Source organism: Algiphilus sp., from assembly GCF_965216485.1.
GTDB lineage: Bacteria > Pseudomonadota > Gammaproteobacteria > Nevskiales > Nevskiaceae > Algiphilus.
The window spans coordinates 1,150,490-1,174,429 of record NZ_OZ244162.1; the positions used below are offsets into that span (position 1 = coordinate 1,150,490).

Annotated in this window: 21 protein-coding genes; 10 read left to right on the forward strand and 11 right to left on the reverse strand. The window is 66.3% G+C overall.

Features of this window, described 5'->3' with window-relative positions; genetic code table 11:
• The first annotated feature begins 46 nt into the window (after window positions 1-46).
• Genes ACOOFO_RS05290 through ACOOFO_RS05310 form a run of 5 tightly spaced genes read left to right on the forward strand, consistent with a single transcriptional unit; the run spans window position 47 to window position 5,951 of the window.
• Window positions 47-1,156, forward strand: a complete 1,110-nt coding sequence (locus tag ACOOFO_RS05290; RefSeq protein ID WP_420428697.1) for a sensor histidine kinase — start codon at window positions 47-49, stop codon at window positions 1,154-1,156.
• Window positions 1,137-1,889, forward strand: coding sequence for a LytR/AlgR family response regulator transcription factor (locus ACOOFO_RS05295; RefSeq protein ID WP_420428699.1), 753 nt, complete (start codon window positions 1,137-1,139; stop codon window positions 1,887-1,889). The genes ACOOFO_RS05290 and ACOOFO_RS05295 overlap by 20 nt, the downstream gene beginning before the upstream one ends.
• Complete coding sequence (hemC, locus tag ACOOFO_RS05300) at window positions 1,886-2,833, forward strand: hydroxymethylbilane synthase (RefSeq protein WP_420428701.1); 948 nt, start codon at window positions 1,886-1,888, stop codon at window positions 2,831-2,833. Before ACOOFO_RS05295 ends, hemC begins: the two co-directional genes overlap by 4 nt.
• Window positions 2,830-4,773, forward strand: coding sequence for a uroporphyrinogen-III C-methyltransferase (locus ACOOFO_RS05305; protein WP_420428703.1), 1,944 nt, complete (start codon window positions 2,830-2,832; stop codon window positions 4,771-4,773). The genes hemC and ACOOFO_RS05305 overlap by 4 nt, the downstream gene beginning before the upstream one ends.
• Complete coding sequence (locus tag ACOOFO_RS05310) at window positions 4,773-5,951, forward strand: heme biosynthesis HemY N-terminal domain-containing protein (protein WP_420428705.1); 1,179 nt, start codon at window positions 4,773-4,775, stop codon at window positions 5,949-5,951. The genes ACOOFO_RS05305 and ACOOFO_RS05310 overlap by 1 nt, the downstream gene beginning before the upstream one ends.
• A 69-nt stretch (window positions 5,952-6,020) precedes the next feature.
• On the opposite strand, the gene ACOOFO_RS05315 is transcribed toward ACOOFO_RS05310, so the two are convergent.
• The 3 genes from ACOOFO_RS05315 to ACOOFO_RS05325 all read right to left on the reverse strand — a co-directional run bounded on the left by ACOOFO_RS05315 (window position 6,021) and on the right by ACOOFO_RS05325 (window position 9,367).
• The gene (locus ACOOFO_RS05315; protein WP_420428707.1) at window positions 6,021-6,641 is read right to left on the reverse strand and encodes a class I SAM-dependent methyltransferase; all 621 of its coding nucleotides are present in this window, start codon (window positions 6,639-6,641) and stop codon (window positions 6,021-6,023) included.
• A 131-nt stretch (window positions 6,642-6,772) separates the two neighbouring features.
• A complete protein-coding gene (locus ACOOFO_RS05320) occupies window positions 6,773-8,278 on the reverse strand; it encodes a hypothetical protein (RefSeq protein WP_420428709.1) in 1,506 nt (501 codons plus the stop codon).
• 69 nt (window positions 8,279-8,347) lie between these two features.
• Complete coding sequence (locus ACOOFO_RS05325; protein WP_420428711.1) at window positions 8,348-9,367, reverse strand: 2Fe-2S iron-sulfur cluster-binding protein; 1,020 nt, start codon at window positions 9,365-9,367, stop codon at window positions 8,348-8,350.
• Here ACOOFO_RS05325 and ACOOFO_RS05330 point away from each other — a divergent pair.
• Together ACOOFO_RS05330 and ACOOFO_RS05335 are read left to right on the forward strand one after the other, a co-directional pair.
• Window positions 9,366-10,235, forward strand: coding sequence for an SDR family oxidoreductase (locus tag ACOOFO_RS05330; RefSeq protein ID WP_420428713.1), 870 nt, complete (start codon window positions 9,366-9,368; stop codon window positions 10,233-10,235). The genes ACOOFO_RS05325 and ACOOFO_RS05330 overlap by 2 nt on opposite strands.
• Before the next feature lie 118 nt (window positions 10,236-10,353).
• A complete protein-coding gene (locus ACOOFO_RS05335; protein WP_420428715.1) occupies window positions 10,354-10,713 on the forward strand; it encodes a copper chaperone PCu(A)C in 360 nt (119 codons plus the stop codon).
• 166 nt (window positions 10,714-10,879) lie between these two features.
• Here ACOOFO_RS05335 and ACOOFO_RS05340 read toward each other — a convergent pair whose 3' ends face one another.
• The 4 genes from ACOOFO_RS05340 to ACOOFO_RS05355 form a co-directional block, all read right to left on the reverse strand.
• Window positions 10,880-11,548 carry a TetR/AcrR family transcriptional regulator gene (locus tag ACOOFO_RS05340; protein ID WP_420428717.1) on the reverse strand — a complete coding sequence of 223 codons (669 nt, stop codon included), beginning with the start codon at window positions 11,546-11,548 and terminating at the stop codon, window positions 10,880-10,882.
• A 51-nt stretch (window positions 11,549-11,599) separates the two neighbouring features.
• A complete protein-coding gene (locus tag ACOOFO_RS05345) occupies window positions 11,600-12,991 on the reverse strand; it encodes an SDR family NAD(P)-dependent oxidoreductase (protein ID WP_420428719.1) in 1,392 nt (463 codons plus the stop codon).
• Window positions 12,988-14,457, reverse strand: coding sequence for a DUF3336 domain-containing protein (locus ACOOFO_RS05350; RefSeq protein WP_420428721.1), 1,470 nt, complete (start codon window positions 14,455-14,457; stop codon window positions 12,988-12,990). Before ACOOFO_RS05350 ends, ACOOFO_RS05345 begins: the two co-directional genes overlap by 4 nt.
• Before the next feature lie 64 nt (window positions 14,458-14,521).
• A complete protein-coding gene (locus ACOOFO_RS05355) occupies window positions 14,522-16,558 on the reverse strand; it encodes a LysM peptidoglycan-binding domain-containing protein (RefSeq protein ID WP_420428723.1) in 2,037 nt (678 codons plus the stop codon).
• Window positions 16,559-16,709: 151 nt separating this feature from the next.
• On the opposite strand from ACOOFO_RS05355, the gene pip reads away from it, so the two are divergent.
• The gene (pip, locus tag ACOOFO_RS05360; RefSeq protein ID WP_420428725.1) at window positions 16,710-17,660 is read left to right on the forward strand and encodes a prolyl aminopeptidase; all 951 of its coding nucleotides are present in this window, start codon (window positions 16,710-16,712) and stop codon (window positions 17,658-17,660) included.
• Between the two features lie 24 nt (window positions 17,661-17,684).
• Here the strand turns inward: pip and ACOOFO_RS05365 are convergent, their stop codons facing one another.
• From ACOOFO_RS05365 to ACOOFO_RS05380, 4 genes are all read right to left on the reverse strand, one after another.
• Window positions 17,685-18,086 carry a VOC family protein gene (locus ACOOFO_RS05365; protein WP_420428727.1) on the reverse strand — a complete coding sequence of 134 codons (402 nt, stop codon included), beginning with the start codon at window positions 18,084-18,086 and terminating at the stop codon, window positions 17,685-17,687.
• Window positions 18,083-18,589 (reverse strand): acyl-CoA thioesterase, encoded by a 507-nt coding sequence (locus ACOOFO_RS05370; RefSeq protein ID WP_420428729.1) that lies wholly within the window; start codon window positions 18,587-18,589, stop codon window positions 18,083-18,085. The genes ACOOFO_RS05365 and ACOOFO_RS05370 overlap by 4 nt, the downstream gene beginning before the upstream one ends.
• The gene (gene sat / locus ACOOFO_RS05375; RefSeq protein ID WP_420428731.1) at window positions 18,586-19,803 is read right to left on the reverse strand and encodes a sulfate adenylyltransferase; all 1,218 of its coding nucleotides are present in this window, start codon (window positions 19,801-19,803) and stop codon (window positions 18,586-18,588) included. Before sat ends, ACOOFO_RS05370 begins: the two co-directional genes overlap by 4 nt.
• Before the next feature lie 105 nt (window positions 19,804-19,908).
• Window positions 19,909-20,703, reverse strand: a complete 795-nt coding sequence (locus ACOOFO_RS05380; RefSeq protein WP_420428733.1) for a sulfite exporter TauE/SafE family protein — start codon at window positions 20,701-20,703, stop codon at window positions 19,909-19,911.
• A gap of 62 nt (window positions 20,704-20,765) precedes the next feature.
• On the opposite strand from ACOOFO_RS05380, the gene ACOOFO_RS05385 reads away from it, so the two are divergent.
• A complete protein-coding gene (locus ACOOFO_RS05385) occupies window positions 20,766-22,706 on the forward strand; it encodes a transglycosylase SLT domain-containing protein (protein WP_420428735.1) in 1,941 nt (646 codons plus the stop codon).
• Window positions 22,706-23,938 carry a multifunctional CCA addition/repair protein gene (locus ACOOFO_RS05390; RefSeq protein ID WP_420428737.1) on the forward strand — a complete coding sequence of 411 codons (1,233 nt, stop codon included), beginning with the start codon at window positions 22,706-22,708 and terminating at the stop codon, window positions 23,936-23,938. The genes ACOOFO_RS05385 and ACOOFO_RS05390 overlap by 1 nt, the downstream gene beginning before the upstream one ends.
• The last annotated feature ends 2 nt before the right edge of the window (window positions 23,939-23,940 follow it).

Consider the following 23,940-nt stretch of genomic DNA (forward strand, 5'->3'; position numbering starts at 1 on the left):
AAAACAGGGCGGCTAGTATAGGCAGCCACATCGCTTGGAGCTGTCGATGATCTTTGCCGCGCGAACCGGGGCCGAGTCAGCTGCCACAGCGCTGCCGGATTTCTGCCGGCTGCGCCGGCTGGGCGCGCTGGCCTTGATCGTTGAGATCATGGCTCTTGTGTTCGCGCTGATCGCGCCCGGTTCCGCGCAACTGCTGCTTGCCCGCTTCGTGCTGATTTCCGCCTATTTGCAGACCATCTCCTTGCTGTCCGCAGCCGGTCTTTGCCTGTTGCGTCGATGGATGGCGGAGCGCACTGGTATGCCGGTGTTTCTGATGGCGTGGGGCCTGATTGTGGGCGTGGCAATGGGTGTGAGTGCGCTCGGATTTTCGCTGTCTCGCGAGGTGCTCGACCCCAGCGTGCTTACCGACGAACCCCGTTCCTATTTCATTCTGCGCAATGCCGTGGTGGCCGGCCTGCTGGGCCTGCTGGTGCTGCGCTATTTCTCGCTACGCGCGCAGTGGGAAGAACACATCCGGGCCGACAGCGAAGTGCGCTATCAGTCGCTCTCGGCCCGTATCCGGCCGCATTTTCTGTTCAACTGCCTGAACAGCATTGCGGCACTCATCGCCATCAAGCCGGCAGCCGCCGAGACCATGGTGGAAGATCTCGCCGACCTGTTTCGTGCCAGCCTCGCCAAGGGCGATCCACTGGTCACCATGGCTGAAGAGATCGATCTGGTGAGAAAATTCGCGCGCATCGAGCAGACGCGCCTTGGCGCCCGGCTCGGCATTGACTGGGATGTGGCCGAGGACGTGATGCCGATGTCGATTCCGCGCCTGACCATCCAGCCGCTGGTAGAGAACGCCGTGCATCACGGTGCGGCGCGGTCCGTGGGCGCCGTCACCATCGTCGTGCGTGCCGTGCTGGAAGGCAGCACGCTGGTGGTGGAGGTGATCAACCCTTTGCCACCGGCGGACGCGGATCAACACGAAAAGGGTTCAGGTACCGCCATAGGCAATATTGCCCAGCGCGTGCGCCTACTATACGGTGCTGAGGCATCATTGAAGCTGCATCGGGGAGAAGAGCACTTCTGCGCACGCCTTCAATTGCCAGCGCGCCCACTGGACGCAGAACAATCAGAGAGTTCACAGAACTATGCGAGTGATAATCGTTGACGATGAACCGCTGGCGCGGGAGCGCCTCCGCCGCCTGGTAGCCGAGTTCCCGGGCTATGAGGTTGTCGGAGAGGCCAGCGACGGGGAAAGTGCGCTGGATGTCATTGACGATGAGCAACCCGACATCGTCTTTCTCGATATCCGGATGGGAGGCATGGACGGCCTGCAGGTCGCGCGTCAGCTCAACGAGTTGGACATGCCGCCCGCGGTCATCTTCACCACGGCCTACGCCGAACATGCGCTTTCGGCCTTCGACGCGGCAGCGGCCGGTTACCTGCTCAAGCCCATACGTAAAGAAAAATTGCGAGACATACTGCTGCGCGTCCGTCGTCCGAGCCGCGCCCATCAGGTTGCGCCCCGCGAAGCCTCCGGCGAATCGCCCAAGCGAGAATTCGTGTTGGCTACGACCCGCGACGGGCTGGTCCGCATCCCCTGGTCCGACGTGGTCTATTTCCTCGCCGACCAGAAGTACACCACCGTGCACCATCTGCACGGGGAAGTCCTGATCGAGGAGTCGCTGAAGATGCTCGAACAGGATTTCGCTCCATGGTTCATCCGGGTGCATCGCAAGGCATTGGTTGCCACGCGCTTCATCCACAGCCTCGAACGCGGCAAGGGCGATGAAGAGCATCACTGGCTCCGCGTCCGTCACGCGGATCAACTGATTCCCGTGTCACGCCGTCGATTGCCCGAAGTCCGCCGCTTTATTCAGGACAGCTCCGGCAGCGAATGACGTCCAGCGCCGCAGAAGCGCAAGCGCTGCGCATTGCCACGCGCCGCTCGCCACTGGCGCTGTGGCAGGCGGAGTTCGTTGCGGCCCGGCTGCGTGCGGCGCAACCGAGTCTTCACGTCTCCCTCGTACCGATGACTACGCAAGGAGATCGCGAGCTGTCGCGCAGCCTGGCCACCAGCGGCGGCAAGGGCCTGTTCGTGAAGGAACTCGAGGTGGCCATGCTCGAAGGCCGCGCCGATATTGCGGTGCATTCGATGAAGGATGTGCCGGCACAGCTCCCCGACGGCCTCCGCATCACGACTGTGCTCCCGGCGGAAGATCCGCGCGACGCCTTCGTCAGCCATTCTGTGGCCCGTTTAAGCGATCTGCCTCAGCACGCGCGCGTGGGCACGGCCAGCCTGCGCCGCCAATCCCAGCTACTGGCGATGCGCCCGGATCTGCAGATCGAAACCCTGCGAGGCAACGTCAATACGCGCCTGCAGCGGCTCGATGACGGCGATTTCGACGCCATCATGCTGGCCTGCGCCGGTCTGCGCCGTCTGGAATTCGGCGCCCGCATTCGTGAGGCGTTGGACCCGGCCCAGTTCGTACCGGCCTGTGCCCAGGGCATCATTGGTATCGAAGCGCGCGCCGATGACACTGCCACGCTGGCAGCGCTGGCGCCGCTGCATGACCCCGATACGGCCACGCGACTGGCCGCCGAGCGCAGCTTCTCGGCGCGGCTGGGTGGCGCCTGCACGGTGCCGGTGGCTGGGCACGCCCAGTTGACACAGGGACGCATCGCACTCGATGGCGTGGTTGCAAGCCCTAACGGGCGCCAGTTGGTGCGTGATCGCCACGAGGGCGACGCCGCCGATGCCGCGCTCGTCGGCCTGACTTTGGCCGAGCGCCTGCTCGACCAGGGCGCGCGCGCCATTCTCGCCGACATGGGGATCGAGGCATGAGTGCGCGTCTGCTGATCACGCGGCCGCGGCACCAAGCGCGTGCATTGGCGCGTCGCGCCCAGAGCGAGGGCTGGCATGCGATCAGCCTGCCCCTATTCACCATCGAAGCCGTCTGCAGCGACGAGAAGCGCAAGGCACAGCTGGAAGCGGCAGCAGATGCCGACTGGTGGGTCTTCACCAGCACCAATGCCGTCTCCCTCACACAGGCTGCAGCCCCCGACAAGTGGGCACGAGCGGCCGCCATCGGTGCCGCCACGGCGTCGGCGCTCGAGGCAGCCGGGCACCCGCCGGAGGCGGTGCCGGAACACAGTTTCAGTACCGAAGCCCTCCTTGCTCTGCCAGCCTTCAGCGATGTGACTGGGCAGCGCATCGTCATCATCGGCAACGAGGCACCGCGCGAGACGCTGCGTGATTTGCTCAGTGCGCGGGGTGCGGCGGTGGAGAGTCTGCCGGTCTATCGCCTGGAAGCCATCGACCACAGCAGCGAGACAGTCGGCGCGCATGTGGCCGAGGCGGATATCGCCATTCTGACCAGTGTCAGCGCCGCCGATCGTCTGTGGTCGCTGAGTGACGCTGCAGCGCGTCGTCGCCTCGCGGAAATGCCCCTGGTGGTGCCGAGCGAGCGGGTGGCCGACTTCTGTCGCGCGCGCGGCCTGCATGGTCCGCATGCTGTAGCACAACCTATGTCCAACGCTGCATTGCTGGCTGCAGCCGATACACTACCCATCATGCAAAAGAACGAACACGACGCGGAGCGCGGCGCGCAGGAGACCGCCGGCGCTACTCCGGAGACCGAATTGCCGCCCGCCGCCCAGGGCGCCAGTGTGGAGGCCGCGGCGCCTTCCAAGGCATCCACCGCGGCGCCGGAGGCCGGGCCAAGCGCGGCCGAGCCACCAGCGCCTCCGCCAGCGGCGGAAGCGCCTCCACCCCGCCGGGGTGGCGGTTGGCTGATCGTGCTCGTGATCCTGCTTTTGCTGGCGGCAGCCGCCGCTGCGGGCTGGTGGGGCTGGCAGCAACTGCAACGCATCGAAGCGGCCACCGTGGAACGCGTCGATAGCTTGCAACAGACAATCGCCGAGCAGCGTGCAGCCATCGATGCGGCGCAGAACCGTGCCCGCGGCGCCACCCAGCAGGCCAGCGGCCTGAGTGAGGAGGTCGCTGCCCTTGCCGAGCAGACGGAGGCCCAATCCGCCAAGCTGCGCGAGATCGAAAGTATTGTCGACGCCGGCCGCACCCAAGCCCATCTCGTGGCAGTGGAACAGCTGCTGCTGGGTGCCAATGAGCGCCTGCAGTTGGGGCGTGATGTTGCCGGTGCACGCCGCGCGCTGGCGTTGGCCGATGAGCGGTTGGCTGCGCTGAGTGATCCCCGTTTCTTCCCCGTGCGCGAGATCATTGCCGAAGAGATGAGCGCGCTTCGCGCCGTCCAGAAGGTGGATCGTGCCGCCCTGGCATTGCAGTTGTCGGCACTCATCAAGCGTTCCGATGCGCTGCGTTTGCGCGGTGGCGTGCCAGACACCACAGCGCCGGCGTTACCCGATGACCCGTCTTCCACCGACACCGCACTGCCAGCCTGGAAGCGGGCATTGAATAGCGTGGGTGACGCCCTTGCCAGCGTCTTCGTGGTTCGGCGCACCGACGTGCCGGTGAAGCCACTGATGGCCCCCGAACAGGACGGATTGGTACGGAGCGTGCTCCTGCTGCGCCTTGAGGCGGGGCGTGCTGCACTGATGGCCGGCCAGCAGGGTACCTATGAGGCTGCCCTGGAGGACGCACGCCGCTGGCTTGACGCGCAGTACGCCACCGAGGACGCGGCGGTGCAGGCCGCGATGCAGGAACTCCAGGACCTTCATAGTGAGACCCTGATGCCGGCCTTGCCGGATATCACAGGAAGCCTGACCCGGCTGCGTGAGGTGGCCTCGAGCGTGCGTGGGGGCTCCTGATGCGCGCCGTACTGCTGCTGCTGCTTCTGTTTGCGGCCGGTGCGGCCGCGGCCTACTACCTGCGGGCCGACAACGGCTATGTCCTGGTGACCTATGGCCATTGGATGCTGGAGACTTCGGTGGTCGGTTTTGCCGCGGCCATGGTCGCTGTTCTGGCCATCTTGCTGCTGGTGTTGCGCGCCCTGGGCGCAGGCATTCGCTTGCCAAGCAGCGTGCGCGAGGGGCTGCAGCGGCGCCGCGCCCATCGTCAGTATCGCGCGCTCATGCAGGGACTGATGCAGTGGCTCGCAGGGCGCTACGAGCGCGCAGAAGTCACGGTTGAAAAGGATCTTCCCGAGGGCAAGGAGGCCGGGGCGCACCACCTCATCGCGGCCATGGCAGCGCACCAGCAGCGTGAACCTGGCCGGGTGACACACTATCTGCAGCGCGCCGCGGTCATTGATGATGGCCTGGTAGGAGAAGCCACGACCTTGATGCAGGCCGAGTACGCGATCGAGGGTGGCGACCTCGATGCAGCGCGAGCGGATCTCGAAGCACTGCGCCAGCGCAGTCCTTCACACCCGCGGCTCTATCCCAAGCTGGCGCAGATCATGCTCGCGCAGCACGACTGGCGCGCAGCCTACGACCTGCTCTGTGGCGCGGAAAAAGCGCGCGGCTGGCCAGGAGAGCAGTGGGCTGAGCGCACGCTGGACGCCTTGGGCGGTGCCTTGAGTGAAGCCCTGCGCCTCGATGAGGCGCGCCAACTCTGGGCGCAATTGCCCGCATCGCTGCGCAAGTCCGTGCAGGCCGAGCGACTCTACGCCGAGACGCTCTATCGCCTGAACGCGGAAAAGGAGCTGATGACGGTGGTGCACCGTGCGCTCGAGCAGCGCTGGGATCCGATCATGGTCCGTCTCTTTCTGCGCGCGGAGACACCCGACCATGTTGCGGCGCTGGCCAGTGCCGAGCAATGGCTGCAGCGCCACGGTGAACAACCGGAGCTCCTGCTTGCGGCGGCCCATACCTGTCGTCGCAACCGGCTCTGGGGCAAGGCGCGCAGCTACCTTGATGCATTGATTGCCCAGGCGCCGAGTGCCGAAGCGCACTACGAATACGGTTTGCTGTGCACTGCCACGGAGCAACCCGAGGCAGCGCGCCAGCATTACGAAGAAGGCCTGCGTCGCGCCCTGACCTCATAGCCAAAACGAAAAGGGGCCGCATGGCTTCTGCCACGCGGCCCCTTGCGGTAAGCCGGTTGTGCCCTGCGTCTAGGCGGCTGCGCCGTGCGCTTCGACGACGGCATCCTTGAACCACTGATACACCCGCATGGGCGGGACGTTGCGCAATTCAAGCCGACTGGTAGGGGCGCCCAGCAACTTGCGGCCCAGCATCGCCACGCGATCGCGGAATTGATAGGCCACAAACTTGCCGCCCGGCTTCAGGCTCTGCCAGACGCGGCGAATGATTTCTTCGCCTTGGGCATGACTGATGGTGGAAAAGGGGATGCCCGAAACCACGACATCCGGCGCCGGCAGGCCGTGTTCAGCAAGAATGCTGGCAATGTCTTCGGCGCGGCCGCAATGAGCCACCAGACGGTCGTCACCAAAGGCGTTGAGCATGCGAACAAAGTCGGCTTCGACGTCAATGGCGAGCAGCTTGGCATCCGCCGGCATGGCCTGTAGTAGGGCGTGCGTGGTGCCACCGGTACCGGGGCCGAGCTCCACCACCAGCTTGGCGTCGTGCACGTCGCAGGCCTCGACGATGCGCTTCTCTAGATAGCGCGAACTGGGAATGACGGATGCCACGACATCGGGCTTCCGCAGAAAACCACGGAAAAAGGCGATGCTGTTTCGGTCGCGCTGAAAGCGGGGCTGTTCGTTCTTCTCCACGGGTACTCCTTACCTCTGGGGCGGCAGATCGAGTCGGGCGGATACAAACGCGCAGCCGGCCGCCGATGCGGTGATTACTGTGCGAACATGGTAACAATTCTGCTTCGGCTCGCGAGGCCGGCCGCCGATGCTCAGTACTGCCATCGGCGGCGCAGCAGGGCGCCCAGCAGCAGCCCGAGCGCCGTGGTCCAGCCCACGGCGCCGCCGCCTCCGCCATCACTGCCGGTATCGGGAGACCCGTCGCTTTCGCTTCCGTCGGCCGTTGGCGGGGCGCTGACACCGCCGCGCGGACTCAGCCGCAATACGCCACTGCCGGCGGGGTCCAGGAAACGCTGGATGGGGGTCCCGAGTTCCCCCGAGCGCGCGAAGGCGACCTCCAAACGACCGTAGAAATCCGGGCCCGGGTTGACATCACCGCTGCCGAGGCCGAGCAGCCCGCTGCTGCCACAGGCCGAACTGCCGCCCGACAGCACGCCGATCAGTTGCTGCTGCGGCGTCCACAGACCCGATCCAGAGCTGCCGGGTTCGGTCACGCCATCGGCCCAGGTCACCCGCCATGCATCAACCGTCTGATTGCGGCTGCCGATGAGTGCCCCGTCGGTGATGGTGACAGTTTCCTTTTGTGTCGGCTCGTCAAACAGGCTGATCTTCTTCAAGTCGCCCGCGGGGTGGTGCACGCCGCTGCCGCGGCCGGCGCCATTGCCCGATGCGTCCCAGCCGGCATAGCGGGCGTTGAAGCCTGCCGGAGGCGCACGATCCAGCCGGATCAGGCTGGTATCGGAGCGGGTATCGCGGTAGAGCAGCGTGGCGCCGTTGATACGGTCCTCATCCGAAACACCGGCACTGCGGTCGCATTGCGTACTCTGAAAATTGAAGATGGCAGTAACAGAGTCGGCGGGGAAGCCGTCGCCGTCGCCGTCGCTGCGAATCCCGCAATGGTCGGCGGTGATAATCAGCGGACTGCCATCGCTCCGCGTGTTGTTGAGCAACGCGCCATTGCAGACGACCTGGTTGCCAATGATCAGCAATACGGTGGCATCGATGGCCAAAGGCCAGTCGTCCCCCACCGGGCACGCGACATTGTTGTGACAGTTGCCGGCGTCGCCTTCCGCTTTGGTTTGGGGGCGACGGTCATCAAGCGCAACCACCCCGTACTGCAGCGTGGTGTCACCGAATCTCAATTCGGATAGCGCCGCGGCGGGAAGGGTGATTTCCAGGACCGCTTCCTTGCCGTGGACGAGCGGTACCCAGAGCGTACCGTCGGCGCCTTGGTCCGCTGCACTGAAGGGGCCGCTCTGCCCGTGGGCGCCGATCAGTGCCAGCTGGCTTTCTGCGGGAAGCGAGAGCGCTTCAAAATGGAGGCCGATGTAGGTTGCGTCGGCGGTGTTCAGCGCGAGCCGCCAAATCGCGCTTCCGTCCGCGGGGAAGGACCACTCCCCGTCCTGAACGCTGAGCGGAAGATCGACGGCGCGCCCAGACTGCAGCACCGGCTGGATCGCCATTCCGTCGGGCAGTGCCTGCGCATCCTCGACCGTCGGGCGGGGGATCTGTCTTTCGGCGGCAGCGGCGGTGAGCGGCAGTGCCAGCGCGCAAAGCGCAGCACAGCAACTGATTAGGAATGCTTGGGTGAAGCGCATGACATGCCCCTCGGAAATCGAAGCATCACTATGCCCCAAGCCCCCGCTCTGACGCATGAGCTGTCCGACCTACGGTGTGCCCGGCCACGTGACGTGGGCGTCATCGAAACTGTCGTAATGCAGATGGTCTGGATGCAGGCCAGCGCCAAGTCCCCGGGCTTTGACGGCCGCCACCATGGCTGGCGGGCCACTGACGTAGAGCGCATGGTCGCGCAGATCGCTGTACTGCGCGGCGACCGCGTCGTCCACGCGGCCGCGCGCACCGTTCCATTCTTTAGGAGGCGATTCGCAGACTGGGGTGTAGTCGATATTGGCGTAGCGATCCGCCCAATCTCTGACCAGGGCGTCGAGGTAGAGATCCTCTCGCTTGCGCGCGCCCCAGAACACATGCATCGGACGCTGGTCTTCCCTATGGATGGCGTCCTCGATGATGGCCTTGATGGGTGCGAAACCGGTACCGCCCGCGACCAGGATGGTCGGCCGTTGGGCCTCATGAAGATAGAACGCACCCAACGGGCCTTCAAAGCGCAGCATGGCGCGGTCGGGAAGCTGCTCGGCGATGTAGCGGCCGAAGCGTCCCTGGGGTGTGACCTTAACGTGCAGTTCGATGGTGCCGTCCGACGCCACCCCAGCCAGCGAGAAACTGCGCCGGCCGCCATCATCCAGAAGAAAATCGACATACTGCCCCGGCAGGTAGGCAAAGGCGGCGTCACCGCGTGGCAGTTTGAGCGTCACTCCAAGGACATCGCCGGATAGCCAGCGTCTCTCCTGCAGGCGGCATGGCCAGATCGCTGGCCGCGGTGCGGGTGTACCCGCCGGTGCCTGCCAATCCAGCACGATATCGCTGGCGGCGTGGGCTTGGCAGAGCAGGGCATAGCCGGCCGCCCGTTCGGTCTCGGACAGTGCGCGATTGGGTGGGTCTTCGACGGCGCGGCCGCTGCGGATGCGGCAGCGGCAGGCGCCGCAGGTGCCGCTGGCACACCCATAAGGCAGCGAGACACCTGCACACAGGCCGGCGTCAAGGAGGGTTTGGTCCGGGCGTGCGGCAAAATGCTGGCCGCTATCGCCTAAATACACGTGGTGAGTCATGGTGGAATCGGTGTGGATCGTCGGCTGCGGGGATGTCGGGTTGCGCGTGGCAAAGCGCCTGCAGCAGGAGGGCCTGGAGCCTACCGGAGTCGTGCGCAGCCGACAAAGCCTAGAGCGTCTGGAGGCCGCCGGGGTGCGCGCTTTGCAGTGCGACTTGGACACGCAGTCCGCGCCGCTGAAGGGGACGGTGATCTGGCTGGCACCGCCGCCGCGGGAGGGGCGCACTGAGCCGCGACTGGCGCGCTGCCTCCATGCCGGCTCGGCCATCCGCCGACTGCTCTATCTGTCGACCTCCGGGGTCTATGGCGACTGCGGCGGCGAATGGATCGACGAATCGGCGCCGATTGCGCCGAAGAGCGCGCGTGCGCAGCGTCGCGCCGATGCCGAGCATCAGCTCGCCGCATGGCGCAGCGCAACCGGTGGCGACTACGTTGTGATTCGGGTGCCTGGCATCTATGGACCGGGCCGCTTGCCGGAGGCGCGGCTGCGCGACGGTACGCCGGTCATTGCCGCTGATGCCGCGCCCTACACCAACCGCATCCACGTTGAAGACCTCGCCGCTGCCACCCTGTGTGTACTGCGCCATGGCGAGACCGGTCAGGCCTACAACGTGGCCGACGGCAATCCCACGACCATGACGGATTATTTCCTCCGCTGCGCCGCGTTGCTGGGTCTACCAGCCCCGCCGCAGCTGCCCCCGGAGGAGGCCCGGACGCACATGAGTGCGGCCATGTGGTCCTTCATGGAAGAAAGCAAGCGGCTGCGCGTGGATCGGCTGCGGGATGCTCTGGGCTTTCAGTGGCAATATCCTGACCTGGCCAGTGGACTGCCGGCCTGTCTCTCCTCCGAAATCGCAAAGGACGCCTGACACCATGCCGTCGATGCTTCGAATCTGCCTTCCTGTCGCAGCGCTGCTCGGCGCCCTGGCAATCGCGGGCTGTGGCAACAGCCTAAGCACAGCGCCCGACCCCGCCTCAGCGCTGACCGTGAGCGATCCACGGCTGGTACTGCCCCCGCCGGGCCGCGATACGGCGGCCGGTTATCTCAGCTTCGGCAATCAGGGTGGTACACCGCTGCTCATCCAGGGCCTGTCGACCGCAGCCTATGAGCGGGTCGAGATGCACACCATGGATCACGAGGGGGGCATGATGCGCATGCGTGAGCTGCCCTCAATCTCGGTGCCGCCTGGCGAAAGCGTGGCGCTTGAGCCGCACGGCAAGCACCTGATGTTCATCACACCCCAGGGCAGCGTGGAAGCGGGCGACAGCGTCGAGGTTCAGATCCACTATGCAGTGGGCGATGCCACTGCACAGAAGACCGTGCGCTTTGCGGTAGAGGCGCGCTAGGGCCTGTTCACACGCGGTCGGCAGGGGGCGAATCCGAAGGACGCGGCCCGTATGCGCGCACCGCCGCGTCCTTCGTCGCTCATGTACGTCAAGTCCATCGCGCTCCTGACTCCTTGCGCTGCACGCATACGGACGCGCGCCGCGATCGACTGAGAATTATCAGGGCCTAGCTCGCAGCCTGACTCGGTGGCCGGGGCCCTACGCCATAAAGCGCCACATCGCGCAGGCCATCGGCCTGATGATGAATGAGATTGGCGGCCTCTTCGCCGCTCTCCTCGAGTGTGGCCACCAGCGCCTGCGCGGCACCATGCAGTCCACCGACGATAGCGGTGGCATGGAGTTCGCGCTCGGCGTGCGGCGTGTTTGCGCCAGCGTGACGTTCGAGCAGATCGGTGTAGCAATGCACTAGCCGCCGCGTGTGCTCCCGCCAGATGGATTCATCAATGAATTGCGCCTCGCCGAGGGCGCGCATCGCGGTGGGCTGTTCTGCGCAGAATCGCAGGTAGGCAGCAAAGCTCTCGCGCAGACAGCTTTCGAGGTCGAGGAAGCTGAAGCCCCGCAGCAACGCGCGGCGCAAGAGCCGGCTCACGCTTTCCACCACCACCGCGTAGCAGGCTTCCTTGGAACTGAAGTAGATGTAGAAGGTGCCCTGGCCGATGCCGGCACGGGTGGTGATCGCGCTCACCGAGGCGGCGTGAAAGCCCTTCTCGCCGAATTCCGCGATAGCCGCATCCAGCAGGCGTTGGCGCGTGGCGCGACCGCGAGCGGTGGCCGGTGCGTAGGGTTCCTGGGGGCTGGGGCGTACTGCGGCGGATTCTGAGGGGGCGGCGTCCATCGGCTCTCACGGCTTGTATGGCGCGCTGCACGCAGCGCTCGCCCCAGAGTGTCAGGCAGCAGCCCCCTGGCTCGACAGCCACGGCCCGATGAGCGTGCTCAATTGCCCGTCAAGCGCGTCGATCTGTGGACTGCGCAGACGCGTGCTCGGCAATACATCGATGGGGTGCGGGGCGCGATCGAACCAGACGCCGTGACGGCTCTCCGCACCCGCTGCGCTCAGCGCCAGCCAGACCGCCGTATCGGCGCCTTGCTCCGCGTCGCGCAACAGCGGACGCATGACACGATGAAAGGCAGGCAGCGACCGGCGCACGCCAGGCGTGTCGGCCCAGCCGGGGTGCATGGCGTGCACGGCCAGGTGCGGCCAAGCCCGTGCGCGGCGCATGCCGAGCACTGTCAGAATGCGCTTGGCGCGGCCGTAAGCCGTAGCCCCGTCATAGCGGCCGCGCCGGTATTGCAGGTCGTCCAGGCGCAACGGCGTCAGGTACATGCCGCCGCTGACCACATTGATGATGCGGCCCCCTGACGGCATGGCGGGGCCGAGCGTGTCCATCAGCAGCAGGGGTGCCAATGCGTTGATCGCCAGTGCCCGCTCGAAGCCCTGAGGCGATTCGTCGCGTTCTGCAAATAGCGCGCCGGCATTGTTGATGAGCACCTCGGGCGGGTCGTCCTGAAGCAGCTGCTGGCCCGCCTGCGTGGCTTGTTCCAGGTCGAGCAGGTCGGCTTCGACGATGCGCGCACGACAGCCGGAATCCACCCGCAGATGCTTCACCAGTGCGCGCAGACGCTGACCGTCCCGGCCGACGATGCTGAGTCGTGCGCCGCGGCGTGCCAGTGCGATGGCAGCGGCTTCGCCCAGGCCAGAGGTCGCGCCGGTGATGACGATATGCTGCCCATCGGCGCGCTCCACGATGGGCGCCAGCCGTGCTGCCTGAAAGCCCTGTCGCGTGAAGCGCGCCGCACCGGGGAGCACCAGTCGATCGGCGAGATGGCCGCCGAAGCCCAGCCGCGCCGGCTCCGGCGCACGCAGCGCGCGTTCCAGTGCCCGAGCGGCGCGTTGCACGTTGCGCTGGATCCATGGACGGGCAAGGGTTTCCAGCCAGGTGCTGCGCAACCGGATTTCCACGCGCCAGTGCAGCGTGCAGCCGCCATCGGTCGCTTCGACGCGAATCTCGTCCACCACCGTGACACCGTCGCCTTCCCCGCGCAGCGTGGCCGCGAAGGGCGGCGAGAAACGCAGGATCTCGTAGTGCAGGAGTTGCTCGCGCATCCCATTGCGGGTCCGCAACTCGAAGCGAGCCCCGCTGCCCACAGCCCCCTCCGTCATCTTTTCGACTGCGGTGACGCTAGTGTCCCATTGCGGCAGGTTGCGGAAGTCGGCGGCGTACCACAGGCACTCACGCGCCGGCCGCCCTGCGGCAATGCGGTGCTCGAGAACGATCATCGCCGCTTGAGCTGGTCGGTGACGGCGCGCAGCGGCCGTGCCCGGCTGGTATGTGCCGGGGTGTGGGTCTTCAGGCGCGCGGTGGCATCCTCCAGCGCCCGTGAAATGCGGGTTTGGGTGTCGATACGGGCGATCTTGGGCCAGGTATTGCGCTCGCCTTCGCGGATGTAGGCATCGATCTCGTCCGCAGTGGGGTTAGCCAGCATGCGCATCAGTTGACGCGGCGAATGCTTGGGATACAGCGTGACGTCGCCCGAGTAGCGCTGCCGCACCACACCATAGGCCTGGGCCAGCACGGCGCTGCCGGTGGCGAAATGCTTGCGGGTGACTTTCAGCGCATTCTTGCCGCTGGAGCCGACCAGCTCTCGCACCCACGGCCCGATGCCGCGTTCGTGCTGCCGGTCATGCAGGAAGGGCACCACATGCGGGTTGGTCTGGCTGACGATGTAGTGGTTGACATTGTGCAGACGCGCCAGGCGCAGCATCGGCAGATCCGAGCTAAGCGTACCGTCCACCCAGCGCTTGGAGGGCATGTAGGGCTCAATGTCGCCATTGAAGTCGCGCGCCTGCAGCATCACCGAGGGAAAGACGCCGGGAATCGCGCAGCTGGCCAGCGAAGCGCTGTTGATCAGCACATGCGGTGCGGTGAGGTAGTTGAGCAGGCGCCCCTGCTGGTTGATCTCTGCCGGCGATACGGTGATGCCGAGCATGCGGCGCGTGGATTCAAAGGCCTGCTCGAAGGTGGCGTCGCCGATGTTGCGTTGCAAGCAGGATTGCAGTGCGCTGCCTTCCATGACGCTGCCATTGCGCAGCACGCCGCGCAGGGAGACACGCTGGAAGGCTTCCAGGTTGATGCTGTCACGCTCGAACAATTGCGGGATCTGTGCATCAGTGCGCACGCACACCATGCTGGCAATGATCGACCCGGCGGAACTGCCCGACAGTACGCGCGGCAGCAGGCCCCGCTCAAACAGAGCCTTGACCACCCCGAGGTGGAACATGCCGAGCGAAGCGCCGCCGGACAGCATCAGCGCCGAGCGACCGAAGACCGTGCCGACGCGCTTGAAGAACAGGACTTTCTCGGCGGGGGGGAAGTTCGGAAAGTCGCCGGCCGAGATGTAATCAATGCAGCGCGATACCTCGTGCACATAGCTCTCGATGAGATACTTGGTGCCGCAGCGCGCCACCTGGTGCAGTGCCGGATTGGCAATATTGCCGATGTTGCCGTGCAGGCCCTCGTGCAGCGCAAAGGCGAGGCGACGCACGTCACCGGCCGAGCGCAGGGCCTGCATTTCGGCCAGCCGCTCCTTGATGAGCAGGTAGTCGTAGTCGTCGGAGGTGTCGTCGGCGCGCCACTGATCCAGTCCCTCGAGGCGGTCCAGCTCCTCGGCGATTTCCCGCCAGCTGGCGTAATCCGTCGCATGCTCCAGGTCACGGAGTCGCGTTTTCAGTCGCTTGTCGCCCATGCGCAAGCCTCCGCGTCAGTTCGTTATTCAGTGTAGCGCGGCCACCCGCGGGCGGCCCCGGTCATCAATTCGGGATTTCCAGCAGTTGGCCCGGCCGGATGCTGTCGGCATCCTCCAGCGCATTGTGCGCCACGATGCGCGCCAGTGGCAGATCGTGTCGACGTGCGATATCCCACAGCGTTTCTCCCGGGGATACACGGTGGCGCTGCGGTCCATCCTGGCCCGGGATGGTCAGGGTCTGGCCGGGCCGCAGCGCATGCGGGTCCTGCAGCGGGTTGGCAGCGAGTAGCGCCTGCAGCGATTGTCCATAGCGGTCAGCGATGCCGGACAGCGTCTCGCCCGGGGCCACGACGTGGTTCGTGCCGGTGCCCGGCACGCGCAGACGCTGGCCGACCTGCAACTGGTCGGCGTCATCGATCCCATTGAGCGCACGCAGCGCATTGGTGGAAGTGTCGTGGCGCAGCGCGATCTGGGACAGCGTTTCGCCATCGCTGACGCGATATTCGGTAAGGCGCGCCGATGCGCGTTCGCCCGGCCCACTCGCGGGCAAGCGTAGTCGCTGACCGGCGCGCAGCCTGCGCGGATCACGGATGCCGTTGAGGGCCGCCAACTCGGTGGTAGTGATGCCGTAGCGTGCCGCAATCTGCGAAAGGGTTTCGCCACTGCCCACCTGATGATGGTGCGGGCGCTCCGCGGCGGGTGTGGTGCGCGCCACGCTGGTGGTATTGCGGTTGCTGGGCGCCGGAATGCGCAGGCTCTGACCGATGCGCACGTGATGCGCGCTACGCAGTCCGTTGAGCTGCTGCAGACGCGACGCCGAGGTGCCATGACGGCGCGCGATCTCGGACAGTGTTTCGCCGCTGCGGATGCGGTGGGTGATGAAGGCATCGCGCTGACGGGCGTGGAGTTCGCCGTCGTTCAGCGCGAGGTAGGCGCGCGCAAAGGCCTCTCCGTGGCCCGGCGCCACGCGAATGCGGTGATTGGGCGGGACCAATAGCTGCCCCTCGCGCACCAGTTCGCCGTAGGCCGGGTTGTGAATGCGAAAGTGCTCGGGATCCCAGCCGGAGAGTCGCTGCAGCGTGGACCACGCGACATAGTGTTGGGTCTCCACCTCATCGAAGCGCGCGGGCTCGGCGGGGCGCAGCGGGATGTCGAACCAGCGTTCTCGCGCCTGTTCCACATCCACCGCGGCAACGAAGGAGGCGTAGAAATTACGCGAGGCAAAGCCGAAACGGGGATGCTCGTAATCGCGGATGAGGTCGCCCAGGGAATCACCATCCACGGCTTCGAGCGCGCGCTTCACGCCGGCGCGTCCAAAGTTGTAGGCGGTGATGGCAAGCGGCCAATCCTGCAGCAGGGCGTAGTCGTCGCTCAGGTGGGCTGCCGCGGCGCGCGTGCTGTTCCATGGGTCGCGGCGGTCGTCAAGCATGTAATCGAGGCGCATGTAACGCCGTGCCGATGACGGGATGAACTGCCAGACGCCGGCGGCCCCGACCTTGGAATAGGCGCGGGTATCGAAGGAGGATTCCACCAGCGGCAGCCGGGTCAGCACCGGCGGCAGGTCGCGCTCGGCGAAGACCGACTCCATGTAGGGCAGGTAGCGACCCGCCCGCTCCAGACCTTCGCGCGTGCGCTCCTGCACGCCTTGCTGGGCGCGCACGCGGCCCTGCACCTTGCGGTAGATGTCAGGGTCGTCGAGATCCGCCAGCAGTTCGACGATGGCCTTGGCGTCATCGCTCAAGCCCGCATGGCGCCCGTTGGCGGCGGCGATCTCACCCAGCAGCGCGTCGATGCGCTCAATGGTCTGCTCGGTTTCGCGGCGGCGCAGGGCGGCAAGCGCGGCGGCATCCATGCCGCGTGCCGCCTCGTCCCGGTAATCCAGCACGGTGAAGATCTTGTTGGGATAGTCGCGTGCGTGGAGCACCACCTGATGCTGTGAATACTTGCCGAACACATGCCGCCAGAAGCTGATCGCGGGCTGCAGGACCGGCGGGCGTTCGAGCAACGATGCATCGATGGTGGGCCGCTGTTCAGCATGGCTCACCGGTACCAGCGCGAGCAGGACGAGCGCGGCAATCGACAATCGGGCAGGGAGGGCCATATCTGTAGTCGTGGCGGGGGTGGAGAGGGCGCGCAACCAAAGCGTCATGCTAGCGAGTCAGTATCCGCACTGCAGCACCATTGTTCCGTAGAACACGTTCTCCGGTCGGAAGTCGCTAAGCTATGCGCATATTTTTTCGGCCCGTTGTTTGATGGACGGTCTCTATCCACCCGTGCCGGTGCGCCACACGACGCATCTGCGCGTGTCGCCGCTGCACGAAATCTATGTCGAGGAAGCCGGCAACCCCGAAGGCTTGCCGGTGCTCTTCCTGCACGGGGGGCCGGGCGGTGGTTGTCAGCCCTTTCATCGCCAGTTCTTCGATCCGCATCGCTTCCGCATCATCCTGTTCGATCAGCGCGGCTGTGGTCGATCCACGCCCCACGCCGAGCTGCGCGAGAACACGACTTGGGATCTGATCGAGGACATCGAACGCATCCGCGACTATTTCGGCATTGATCGCTGGATGGTCTTTGGTGGTTCCTGGGGCTCAACGCTGGCGCTGAGCTACGCGATTACCCATCCAGAGCGCGTCAAGAGTCTGATTTTGCGCGGTATCTTCCTGCTTCGGCCGGAAGAGATCGCCTGGTTCTACCAGCGTGGCTGCAGCTGGATCTACCCCGACGCCTGGGAGCGCTTCATTGCGCCTATCCCGGAGGCGGAGCGCGATGACTTGCTGCATGCCTATCATCGACGGTTGACCGGCGACGATCTGGAACAACGCCGCGCCGCCGCCATCGCCTGGAGCCGTTGGGAAGGTGCCACCAGCAATCTGCGCAATTCACCGGAAGCGGAAGCCGCCTTTGGTGACGTGCGCTTTGCTGAAGCCTTTGCCCGTATCGAATGCCACTATTTCGTCAATGGCGGCTTCTTCGAGCAGCCCGACTGGATTCTGCGCAATGCGCAACGCATCGAACACATCCCGGGCCTGATCGTGCAGGGCCGCTACGACGTGGTATGTCCCGCGCGCTCTGCTTGGGAACTGTCCCGCGCCTGGCCGGCGTCGGAACTGCAGATCATTCCGGATGCCGGCCATTCCGCCACCGAGCCTGGCACATTGCGCGCTCTGCTCGATGGCGTGATGCGTTATGCCGACTGCCCCTGAGGCCAGCAGCGGGCCGTGATCCGCTCAGGCGGTGTCGGGCGTGCCTGCCTCGCCGTCATCGGCGTGTTCGGCGATCAGCGCAGCCAGCGCGCCCTCGCTGTCGCGGAAAAAGCTGACCCACATGGCACGGCCAGCCATCCGCGCCAGACAGGCCGGTTCCTTCTCGATGGCGATGCCGCTGTCGCGCAGCGTGTCGACAGCGGTAAAGATATCCGCGACCTCGAAATACAGCACGATGCCGTCGGCGTCGTCCTGTCCCTTGAGGGCGAGCAGCAGACGCGTGCTGCCGCAGTCGAAGAAAGCCAGTTTTTCGTTGCGGAAGCGCAGATCCATGCCGAGCACGTCGGCGTAGAAATGGACGGCGCGATCCAGGTCGGAGACGGTCACGGCAATCTGCCGGACGCCGTCGATGCCAATGCCACTCAAGCGTCTTTCCCCTTGGCGCGAAGCGCGCGCAGTTCGTGGGCGTGCTGCAGGCGCAGATCGCGCCGCAGTTGGGCTTCCCGATAGCGTTGCCGCTCGGTCTCGGTCTCGGTGCTGAGTGCCGGAACCGGCTTCGGACTGCCCGTGTCATCGAGGGCGACGAAGGTGAGGTAGGCCGATAGGATGTGTCGGCGGGGACCGCCGCCGACAGTCTCGGCCTCCACCTTGCAGCCCACTTCCATGGAGGTCGTCCAGGCACGGTTCACGGCGGCGTGGAAGACGAGCACGTCGCCGCGCCGCGCCGGCGCCATGAAATGCACGGCGTCGACGCTGGCGGTGACGCAGATACTGCCCGCATGCCGGTCCGCGACCACGGCGCAGGTCCGGTCCATCTGCGCCATGATCATGCCGCCAAAGACCGTGTCGTTGGCATTCAGGTCGTTGGGAAACACCATGTAGACCTGATTGTCGACACGCGACGCGGCCGACGGGCGCGCTTCGGTCATCGTGCCGAGTGTCCGGTCACCTTGACTTCCACGCGTTCGTGATCCTCCAGGCCCTGGTAGTAGCGGCGCAGGATTTCCAGCACCTCGGGCCGCGAGAATTCGTCCGGCACGTGCTGGTCCTCCGACAGCAGCTTGCGCAACTTGCTACCCGACAGCAGGACGCGGTCTTCATCCGAGCCGGGGCAGGTGCGCAACGAGGCCATGCCGCCTACCTTGTGGCTCCAGAAGGTCCAGTCCAGCTTCAGCGGCTTGGTCTGGATCGCGCCTTCGGGGATCTCGTCGAAGATGTGATGCGCATCGAAGGGTCCGTAGTAGTCGCCGACGCCGGCGTGGTCACGTCCCACGATGAGGTGGCTGCAGCCGTAGTTCTGACGGAAGACGGCGTGCAGCAGCGCCTCGCGCGGTCCGGCATAGCGCATGTCGAGCGGATAGCCGGACTGAATGATGGTTTCGGGGCGCAGGTAGTTGTCGATCAGCGCGGAAATGGCCTTGGTGCGCACTTCGGCCGGAATGTCGCCAGGTTTCAGCTTGCCAAGCAGCGAATGGATCAGCACGCCGTCACAGATCTCGATGGCAATGCGCACCAGATATTCATGGCTGCGGTGCATCGGATTGCGGGTCTGGAAAGCCGCCACCGTCTTCCAGCCGCGTTCCTCGAAGGCGGCACGCGTCTGTGCCGGGGTCATGTACAGGCCGGGGTACTTCTCCGGGAAGCCGCCCTGAGACAGCACACGTACCGGGCCGCCCAGATTGACCGCACCCTGTGCCATCACCATCTTGACGCCAGGGTGCTCCTCATCAGAGGTCCGGAATACCTGGTCGCATTCGTGCGCCTTGTCTATACGGTACTTCTCGTTGACCGTCATCGTGGCCAGGATTTCGTCACGCTCGGCGTCGTAGAGCGCCACGTCGCTGCCTTCGCCAATCGTGTCGGCCGTGGCCTCGTCGGTCGACAGCGTGATCGGAATCGGCCAGAACAGGCCCGAGGCGAGGCGCATGTCATCGCAGACGCCGCGCCAGTCGTCGTGTCCCATGAAGCCTTCGAGCGGCGTGAAGCCACCGATGCCAAGCATGAACAGGTCGCCCGCTTCGCGCGAGCTGATGGTGACGCGAGGCAGGCCCTGCGCGCGTTGGGCTTCGGCATCGCGTGCCGCGCCTTCGAGTAGCAGTGGCTTCAGTACATCACTGCCGTGGGGTGTGACCAGACCGGACATGGGGCTATGGACTCCGTGGTGGGATGAGCAACAGATCGCGCATTTTACGCGCGTGGCGGCTTCGGAGCGGTTTCCGAATTGTTGCAAGCCCGGCGCAGACGCCGCTCAGCGGATACCCAGCAGCATCGTGCAACCAATCACGATGAGCAGCGCGGCAAAGGCGCGCTGCAGCCACAGCTGCGGCAGTCGGTGCGCCAGGCGCGCGCCAACCGGCGCCATCAGCACCGAGGCCGCGGCCACGGCGGCGAAGCCAGGCAGCGAGATATAGCCCAACTGGCCGGCGGGCAGCCCCGGCACCTGCCAGCCGGTCCAGATGAAGCCCACCGCGCCGGCCCAGGCGATGGGAATGCCCGCCGCGGCCGAGGTTCCGACCGCCTGGCGCATCTCGTAGCCGCACAGGCGAAGGAAGGGCACGGTGAGCGAACCGCCGCCGATGCCGATCAGCGCGGAGGCCCAACCGATGCCGGTACCCGCCGTGGTCAGCAGGCCGCGTCCCGGGGCCTGAAAGCGCACCCGCGGATCCGCCTGCAGCAGCATCTTCAGCGCGACCGCCAGGGCGCCCACGCCGACGATGCGTGCCAGCATCACGGTCGACAGACCGTGCGCGGTCCATGCGCCAAGCACCGCACCCAGGACCAGACCCGGTACCAGCATGCCCACTGTCTTCCACACCACGGCGTGATGGCCATGATGGGCGCGGGTCGATGACAGTGCGGTCAGCGCAATCACCGCAAGCGAGGTGCCGATGGCCACCTGCATGACGTGGGCCTCCGGGAAGCCCTGGGCGCTCAGGATGAGGGCGAGGATGGGTACGGTGGTTAATCCGCCGCCCACGCCGAAGAGACCCGCGAGCAGGCCGGACAGGATGCCGGTGGCAATGAAGTAGGGCAGAAATTCCATGGATGCCGTGCGCGCTCGTGTCGCGGGCCTAGAATGGGCGCACATCCTAGACCGCTCGCGCCATGCAGGTCCGTTTGCTGCTGGTTTTTGCCATGCTTTGTGTCGCCGGCCAGGCCGGCGCCGACCCTTCGGCGGCTGCGGAAATCTCCGCTGCCGACCGGGCCTTTCTGCGCGCCTTCGAGGCACCGGAGGAAGGCGTCGAGCGCAGCGACAGTCCGCCGCTCAAGGCGCACCCACTCTATCCCTGGTTGCAGGCGCGGCGTCTGGAACAGGCGCTGTCCGCCGCGCCGGACGCCGCACTCGATGCGCGCATCGAAGCCTTTCTGGACGCCAACGGTCGCGCGCCCTACACGCAGGCATTGCGCCGACAGTGGTTGTCCAGCCTGGCTGCGCGCGAGGCATGGGAGCGGCTGCTTGCGGTGCAGCCGCAACGGCCGACCGCTGACCTAAGGCTATGCCAGTGGCTGACCGCGCGCCTGAAGCTCGGTCGCACCGAGGATTTCGCGCGCCACGCCTGGGCCGCATGGCGCAACGGGCGCAGCATGCCGGCTGCGTGCAACGCGGCCTTCGATTGGCTGGAGGCGCAGGGGCTGCTCGACCAGGCCGCAGTGACCGAGCGGCTGCGCCTGGCGCTGGATGCAAACGCCTTCGGCTTGGCGCGTTTTCTGACGGACAAGCTGCCGGAGAGCGAGCGGCGCATCTGGGTCAATGCGCGGCTGGTGCGCCAGCGCCGGGGGCGTTTCATTGAGCGGCTGATTGCCAGCCCCGATGCACCCGTCTTTTTCGAGGATCTGCGGGCCGGTTTGCTGGCGCACGCGCGCGGCCAACCCGAGGAGGCCGGCGATCTGCTGCAGCGGCTGCTGGAGCAGCGCAGCCTGAGCGAGTCCGAACGACATGCGTTGCAGCGCAGTGTGGCCCTTGCCGCGTCCTGGTCGCGCGCACCGCTGGCGCTGCGCCTGTTTCGTGAGACGCCGGTGGAGGGACATAGCGAAGAGGCACTCGTCTGGCACGCGCGCGCCGCTCTCTGGGCGCAGGACTGGCAGGAGTTTCGCCGCGTGCTGCGCGCCATGCCGGTATCCATGCAGCAGGACGAGGCCTGGCGCTACTGGCGGGCGCGCATGCGGGTGGCGCGCGGCAAGGTAGGCGCGGAGGAGGCTTTTGCTGCGCTGGCGCGCGAGCGCAGCTTCTATGGATTCATGGCAGCGGAACGCGCCGGCGTGGCGCCCACGCTTGGGCACCAGCCCGCGAAGCCGGTACCGGCGGCGCAGCAGCAGCTCGCCACGTTGCCTGCCGTGCAGCGCGCGCGCGCCTGGTATGCCCTGGCGGACGACCGCAGAGCGCGCGCCGAACTGGCCTGGGCCTTTGCCGAACTGGATGCAGACGGCCTGGAGCAGGCGGCCCTGATGCTGCACGACTGGGGCTGGCACCAGCAGGCCATCGCCTGGATGGCCCGTGCCGGTCGCTGGGATGATCTCGATCTCCGCTTCCCGCTGCCTCACGCGGACAGTTTTGCGCGCGCTGCCAAGGACGCCGGCGTTGCCCTCGTCTGGCTGCATAGCATTGCGCGCACGGAGAGCCTGTACGACACGCGCGCAGTCTCCAGCGCAGGTGCGCGCGGCATCGCGCAGTTGATGCCGACCACTGCGCAACGCGTCGCGGCGCGCCAGGGATTGGACTATGACGGCCGGGATAGTCTGTTCGATGCCGATACCAACCTCCGCCTCAGCGCCCACTTCCTGCATGAGCTGCTGGAGCGCTTCGAGCAACGCTGGCTCTTCGTGGTGCCCGCCTACAACGCAGGCCCGGGGCGCATCCCGATCTGGTTGCCCGAGGCGCCGCTACCGGCCGACATCTGGATCGAGAATATCCCCTTCAATGAGACGCGTGGCTACGTGCGGCGGGCGCTCTACCACTACGTCATCATTCATTGGCGTTTGCACGGCACGCCCGGACAGCTCGGGCCCCTGCTGGCTGAGCCGGTACGCGCGCAGGAGGACGCCTGATGCAGCGTTATCTGGTCGGCGGGGCTGTGCGCGATGCGCTGCTGGGCTTGCCGGTGGGCGAGCGTGATTGGGTGGTGGTCGGCGCGACGCAGCCCGAGATGGAAGCGCAGGGCTACCGCGCGGTGGGGCGCGATTTTCCGGTGTTTCTGCATCCCGAGACGCAGGAGGAGCACGCGCTGGCGCGCACGGAGCGTAAATCCGGCCGCGGCTACCGCGGCTTTGTCGTGGATGCCTCACCGGAGGTGACGCTGGAAGAGGACCTGCGCCGGCGGGATCTCACCGTCAATGCCATCGCACAGGCCGAAGACGGCCGTCTGATCGATCCCTGGGGCGGGCAGGCGGATCTGCAGGCGCGCCTGCTGCGGCATGTCTCGGATGCCTTCGTGGAGGACCCGCTGCGTGTGCTGCGGGTGGCGCGTTTTGCCACCCGCTTCGCCTCCTTCGGTTTCCGCATCGCCGATGAGACCATGGCCTTGATGCGCGAGATCGTGGCATCCCGCGAGATGCAGGCGCTGGCGGCTGAACGCGTCTGGAAGGAAACCGAGCGTGCGCTGATGCACGATCGGCCGTCGGTGTATTTCGAAACATTGCGAGCGTGCGGGGCTCTGGCCGCACTCATGCCCGAAGTGGATCAGCTCTTCGGCGTACCGCAACGCGCCGACTACCATCCCGAAATCGATACGGGCGTGCATTGCCTGATGGCGCTGGACCAGGCCGCCCACGCGCAGGCCCCGGCAGCCGTGCGGGTGGCGGTATTGCTGCACGATCTGGGCAAGGCCCTCACCCCGGAGGCCGTGCTGCCCGGCCATCGCGGTCACGAGGAAGCGGGTGTGCCTCTGGTCGAGGCCTTCTGTGCCCGCCTGCGCGTGCCCACGGCCTATCGCGAGCTGGCCGTGGCTGTGTGTCGCGATCATCTGCTGGTGCACCGGGCGCCGCGCTTGCGCCCCACAACGCTGCTGCAGCTGATCGAACGTCTGCGTGGATTTCGTGACGGTCCATTCTTCGAGCAGGCGCTGGCTGCCTGTGGAGCCGATGCGCGTGGCCGCACCGGTTTCGAGGACACCGACTATCCCTCGGCGGAGCACCTTCGTGGCGCGTGTGCCGTCGCCGCCCGCATCCGGGCGCGCGACGTCATGGAGGAGGGCATGAAGGGCCCCGAAATCGGCGAGCGTCTCGCGCAGGCGCGCGCGGCGGCTATCAAGGCCTGGCGCGAGGGTACGTCGAAGGGCTGAGC

Bases quoted from the DNA above. Each gene is read 5' to 3' on its own strand.
- ACOOFO_RS05290 (WP_420428697.1), top strand. From the start codon at position 47: ATGATCTTTGCCGCGCGAACCGGGGCCGAGTCAGCTGCCACAGCGCTG.
- ACOOFO_RS05295 (WP_420428699.1), top strand. From the start codon at position 1,137: ATGCGAGTGATAATCGTTGACGATGAACCGCTGGCGCGGGAGCGCCTC.
- hemC (WP_420428701.1), top strand. From the start codon at position 1,886: ATGACGTCCAGCGCCGCAGAAGCGCAAGCGCTGCGCATTGCCACGCGC.
- ACOOFO_RS05305 (WP_420428703.1), top strand. From the start codon at position 2,830: ATGAGTGCGCGTCTGCTGATCACGCGGCCGCGGCACCAAGCGCGTGCA.
- ACOOFO_RS05310 (WP_420428705.1), top strand. From the start codon at position 4,773: ATGCGCGCCGTACTGCTGCTGCTGCTTCTGTTTGCGGCCGGTGCGGCC.
- ACOOFO_RS05320 (WP_420428709.1), bottom strand. From the start codon at position 8,278: ATGCGCTTCACCCAAGCATTCCTAATCAGTTGCTGTGCTGCGCTTTGC.
- ACOOFO_RS05330 (WP_420428713.1), top strand. From the start codon at position 9,366: ATGGTGGAATCGGTGTGGATCGTCGGCTGCGGGGATGTCGGGTTGCGC.
- ACOOFO_RS05325 (WP_420428711.1), bottom strand. From the start codon at position 9,367: ATGACTCACCACGTGTATTTAGGCGATAGCGGCCAGCATTTTGCCGCA.
- ACOOFO_RS05340 (WP_420428717.1), bottom strand. From the start codon at position 11,548: ATGGACGCCGCCCCCTCAGAATCCGCCGCAGTACGCCCCAGCCCCCAG.
- ACOOFO_RS05345 (WP_420428719.1), bottom strand. From the start codon at position 12,991: ATGATCGTTCTCGAGCACCGCATTGCCGCAGGGCGGCCGGCGCGTGAG.
- ACOOFO_RS05350 (WP_420428721.1), bottom strand. From the start codon at position 14,457: ATGGGCGACAAGCGACTGAAAACGCGACTCCGTGACCTGGAGCATGCG.
- ACOOFO_RS05355 (WP_420428723.1), bottom strand. From the start codon at position 16,558: ATGGCCCTCCCTGCCCGATTGTCGATTGCCGCGCTCGTCCTGCTCGCG.
- pip (WP_420428725.1), top strand. From the start codon at position 16,710: ATGGACGGTCTCTATCCACCCGTGCCGGTGCGCCACACGACGCATCTG.
- ACOOFO_RS05370 (WP_420428729.1), bottom strand. From the start codon at position 18,589: ATGACCGAAGCGCGCCCGTCGGCCGCGTCGCGTGTCGACAATCAGGTC.
- sat (WP_420428731.1), bottom strand. From the start codon at position 19,803: ATGTCCGGTCTGGTCACACCCCACGGCAGTGATGTACTGAAGCCACTG.
- ACOOFO_RS05380 (WP_420428733.1), bottom strand. From the start codon at position 20,703: ATGGAATTTCTGCCCTACTTCATTGCCACCGGCATCCTGTCCGGCCTG.
- ACOOFO_RS05385 (WP_420428735.1), top strand. From the start codon at position 20,766: ATGCAGGTCCGTTTGCTGCTGGTTTTTGCCATGCTTTGTGTCGCCGGC.
- ACOOFO_RS05390 (WP_420428737.1), top strand. From the start codon at position 22,706: ATGCAGCGTTATCTGGTCGGCGGGGCTGTGCGCGATGCGCTGCTGGGC.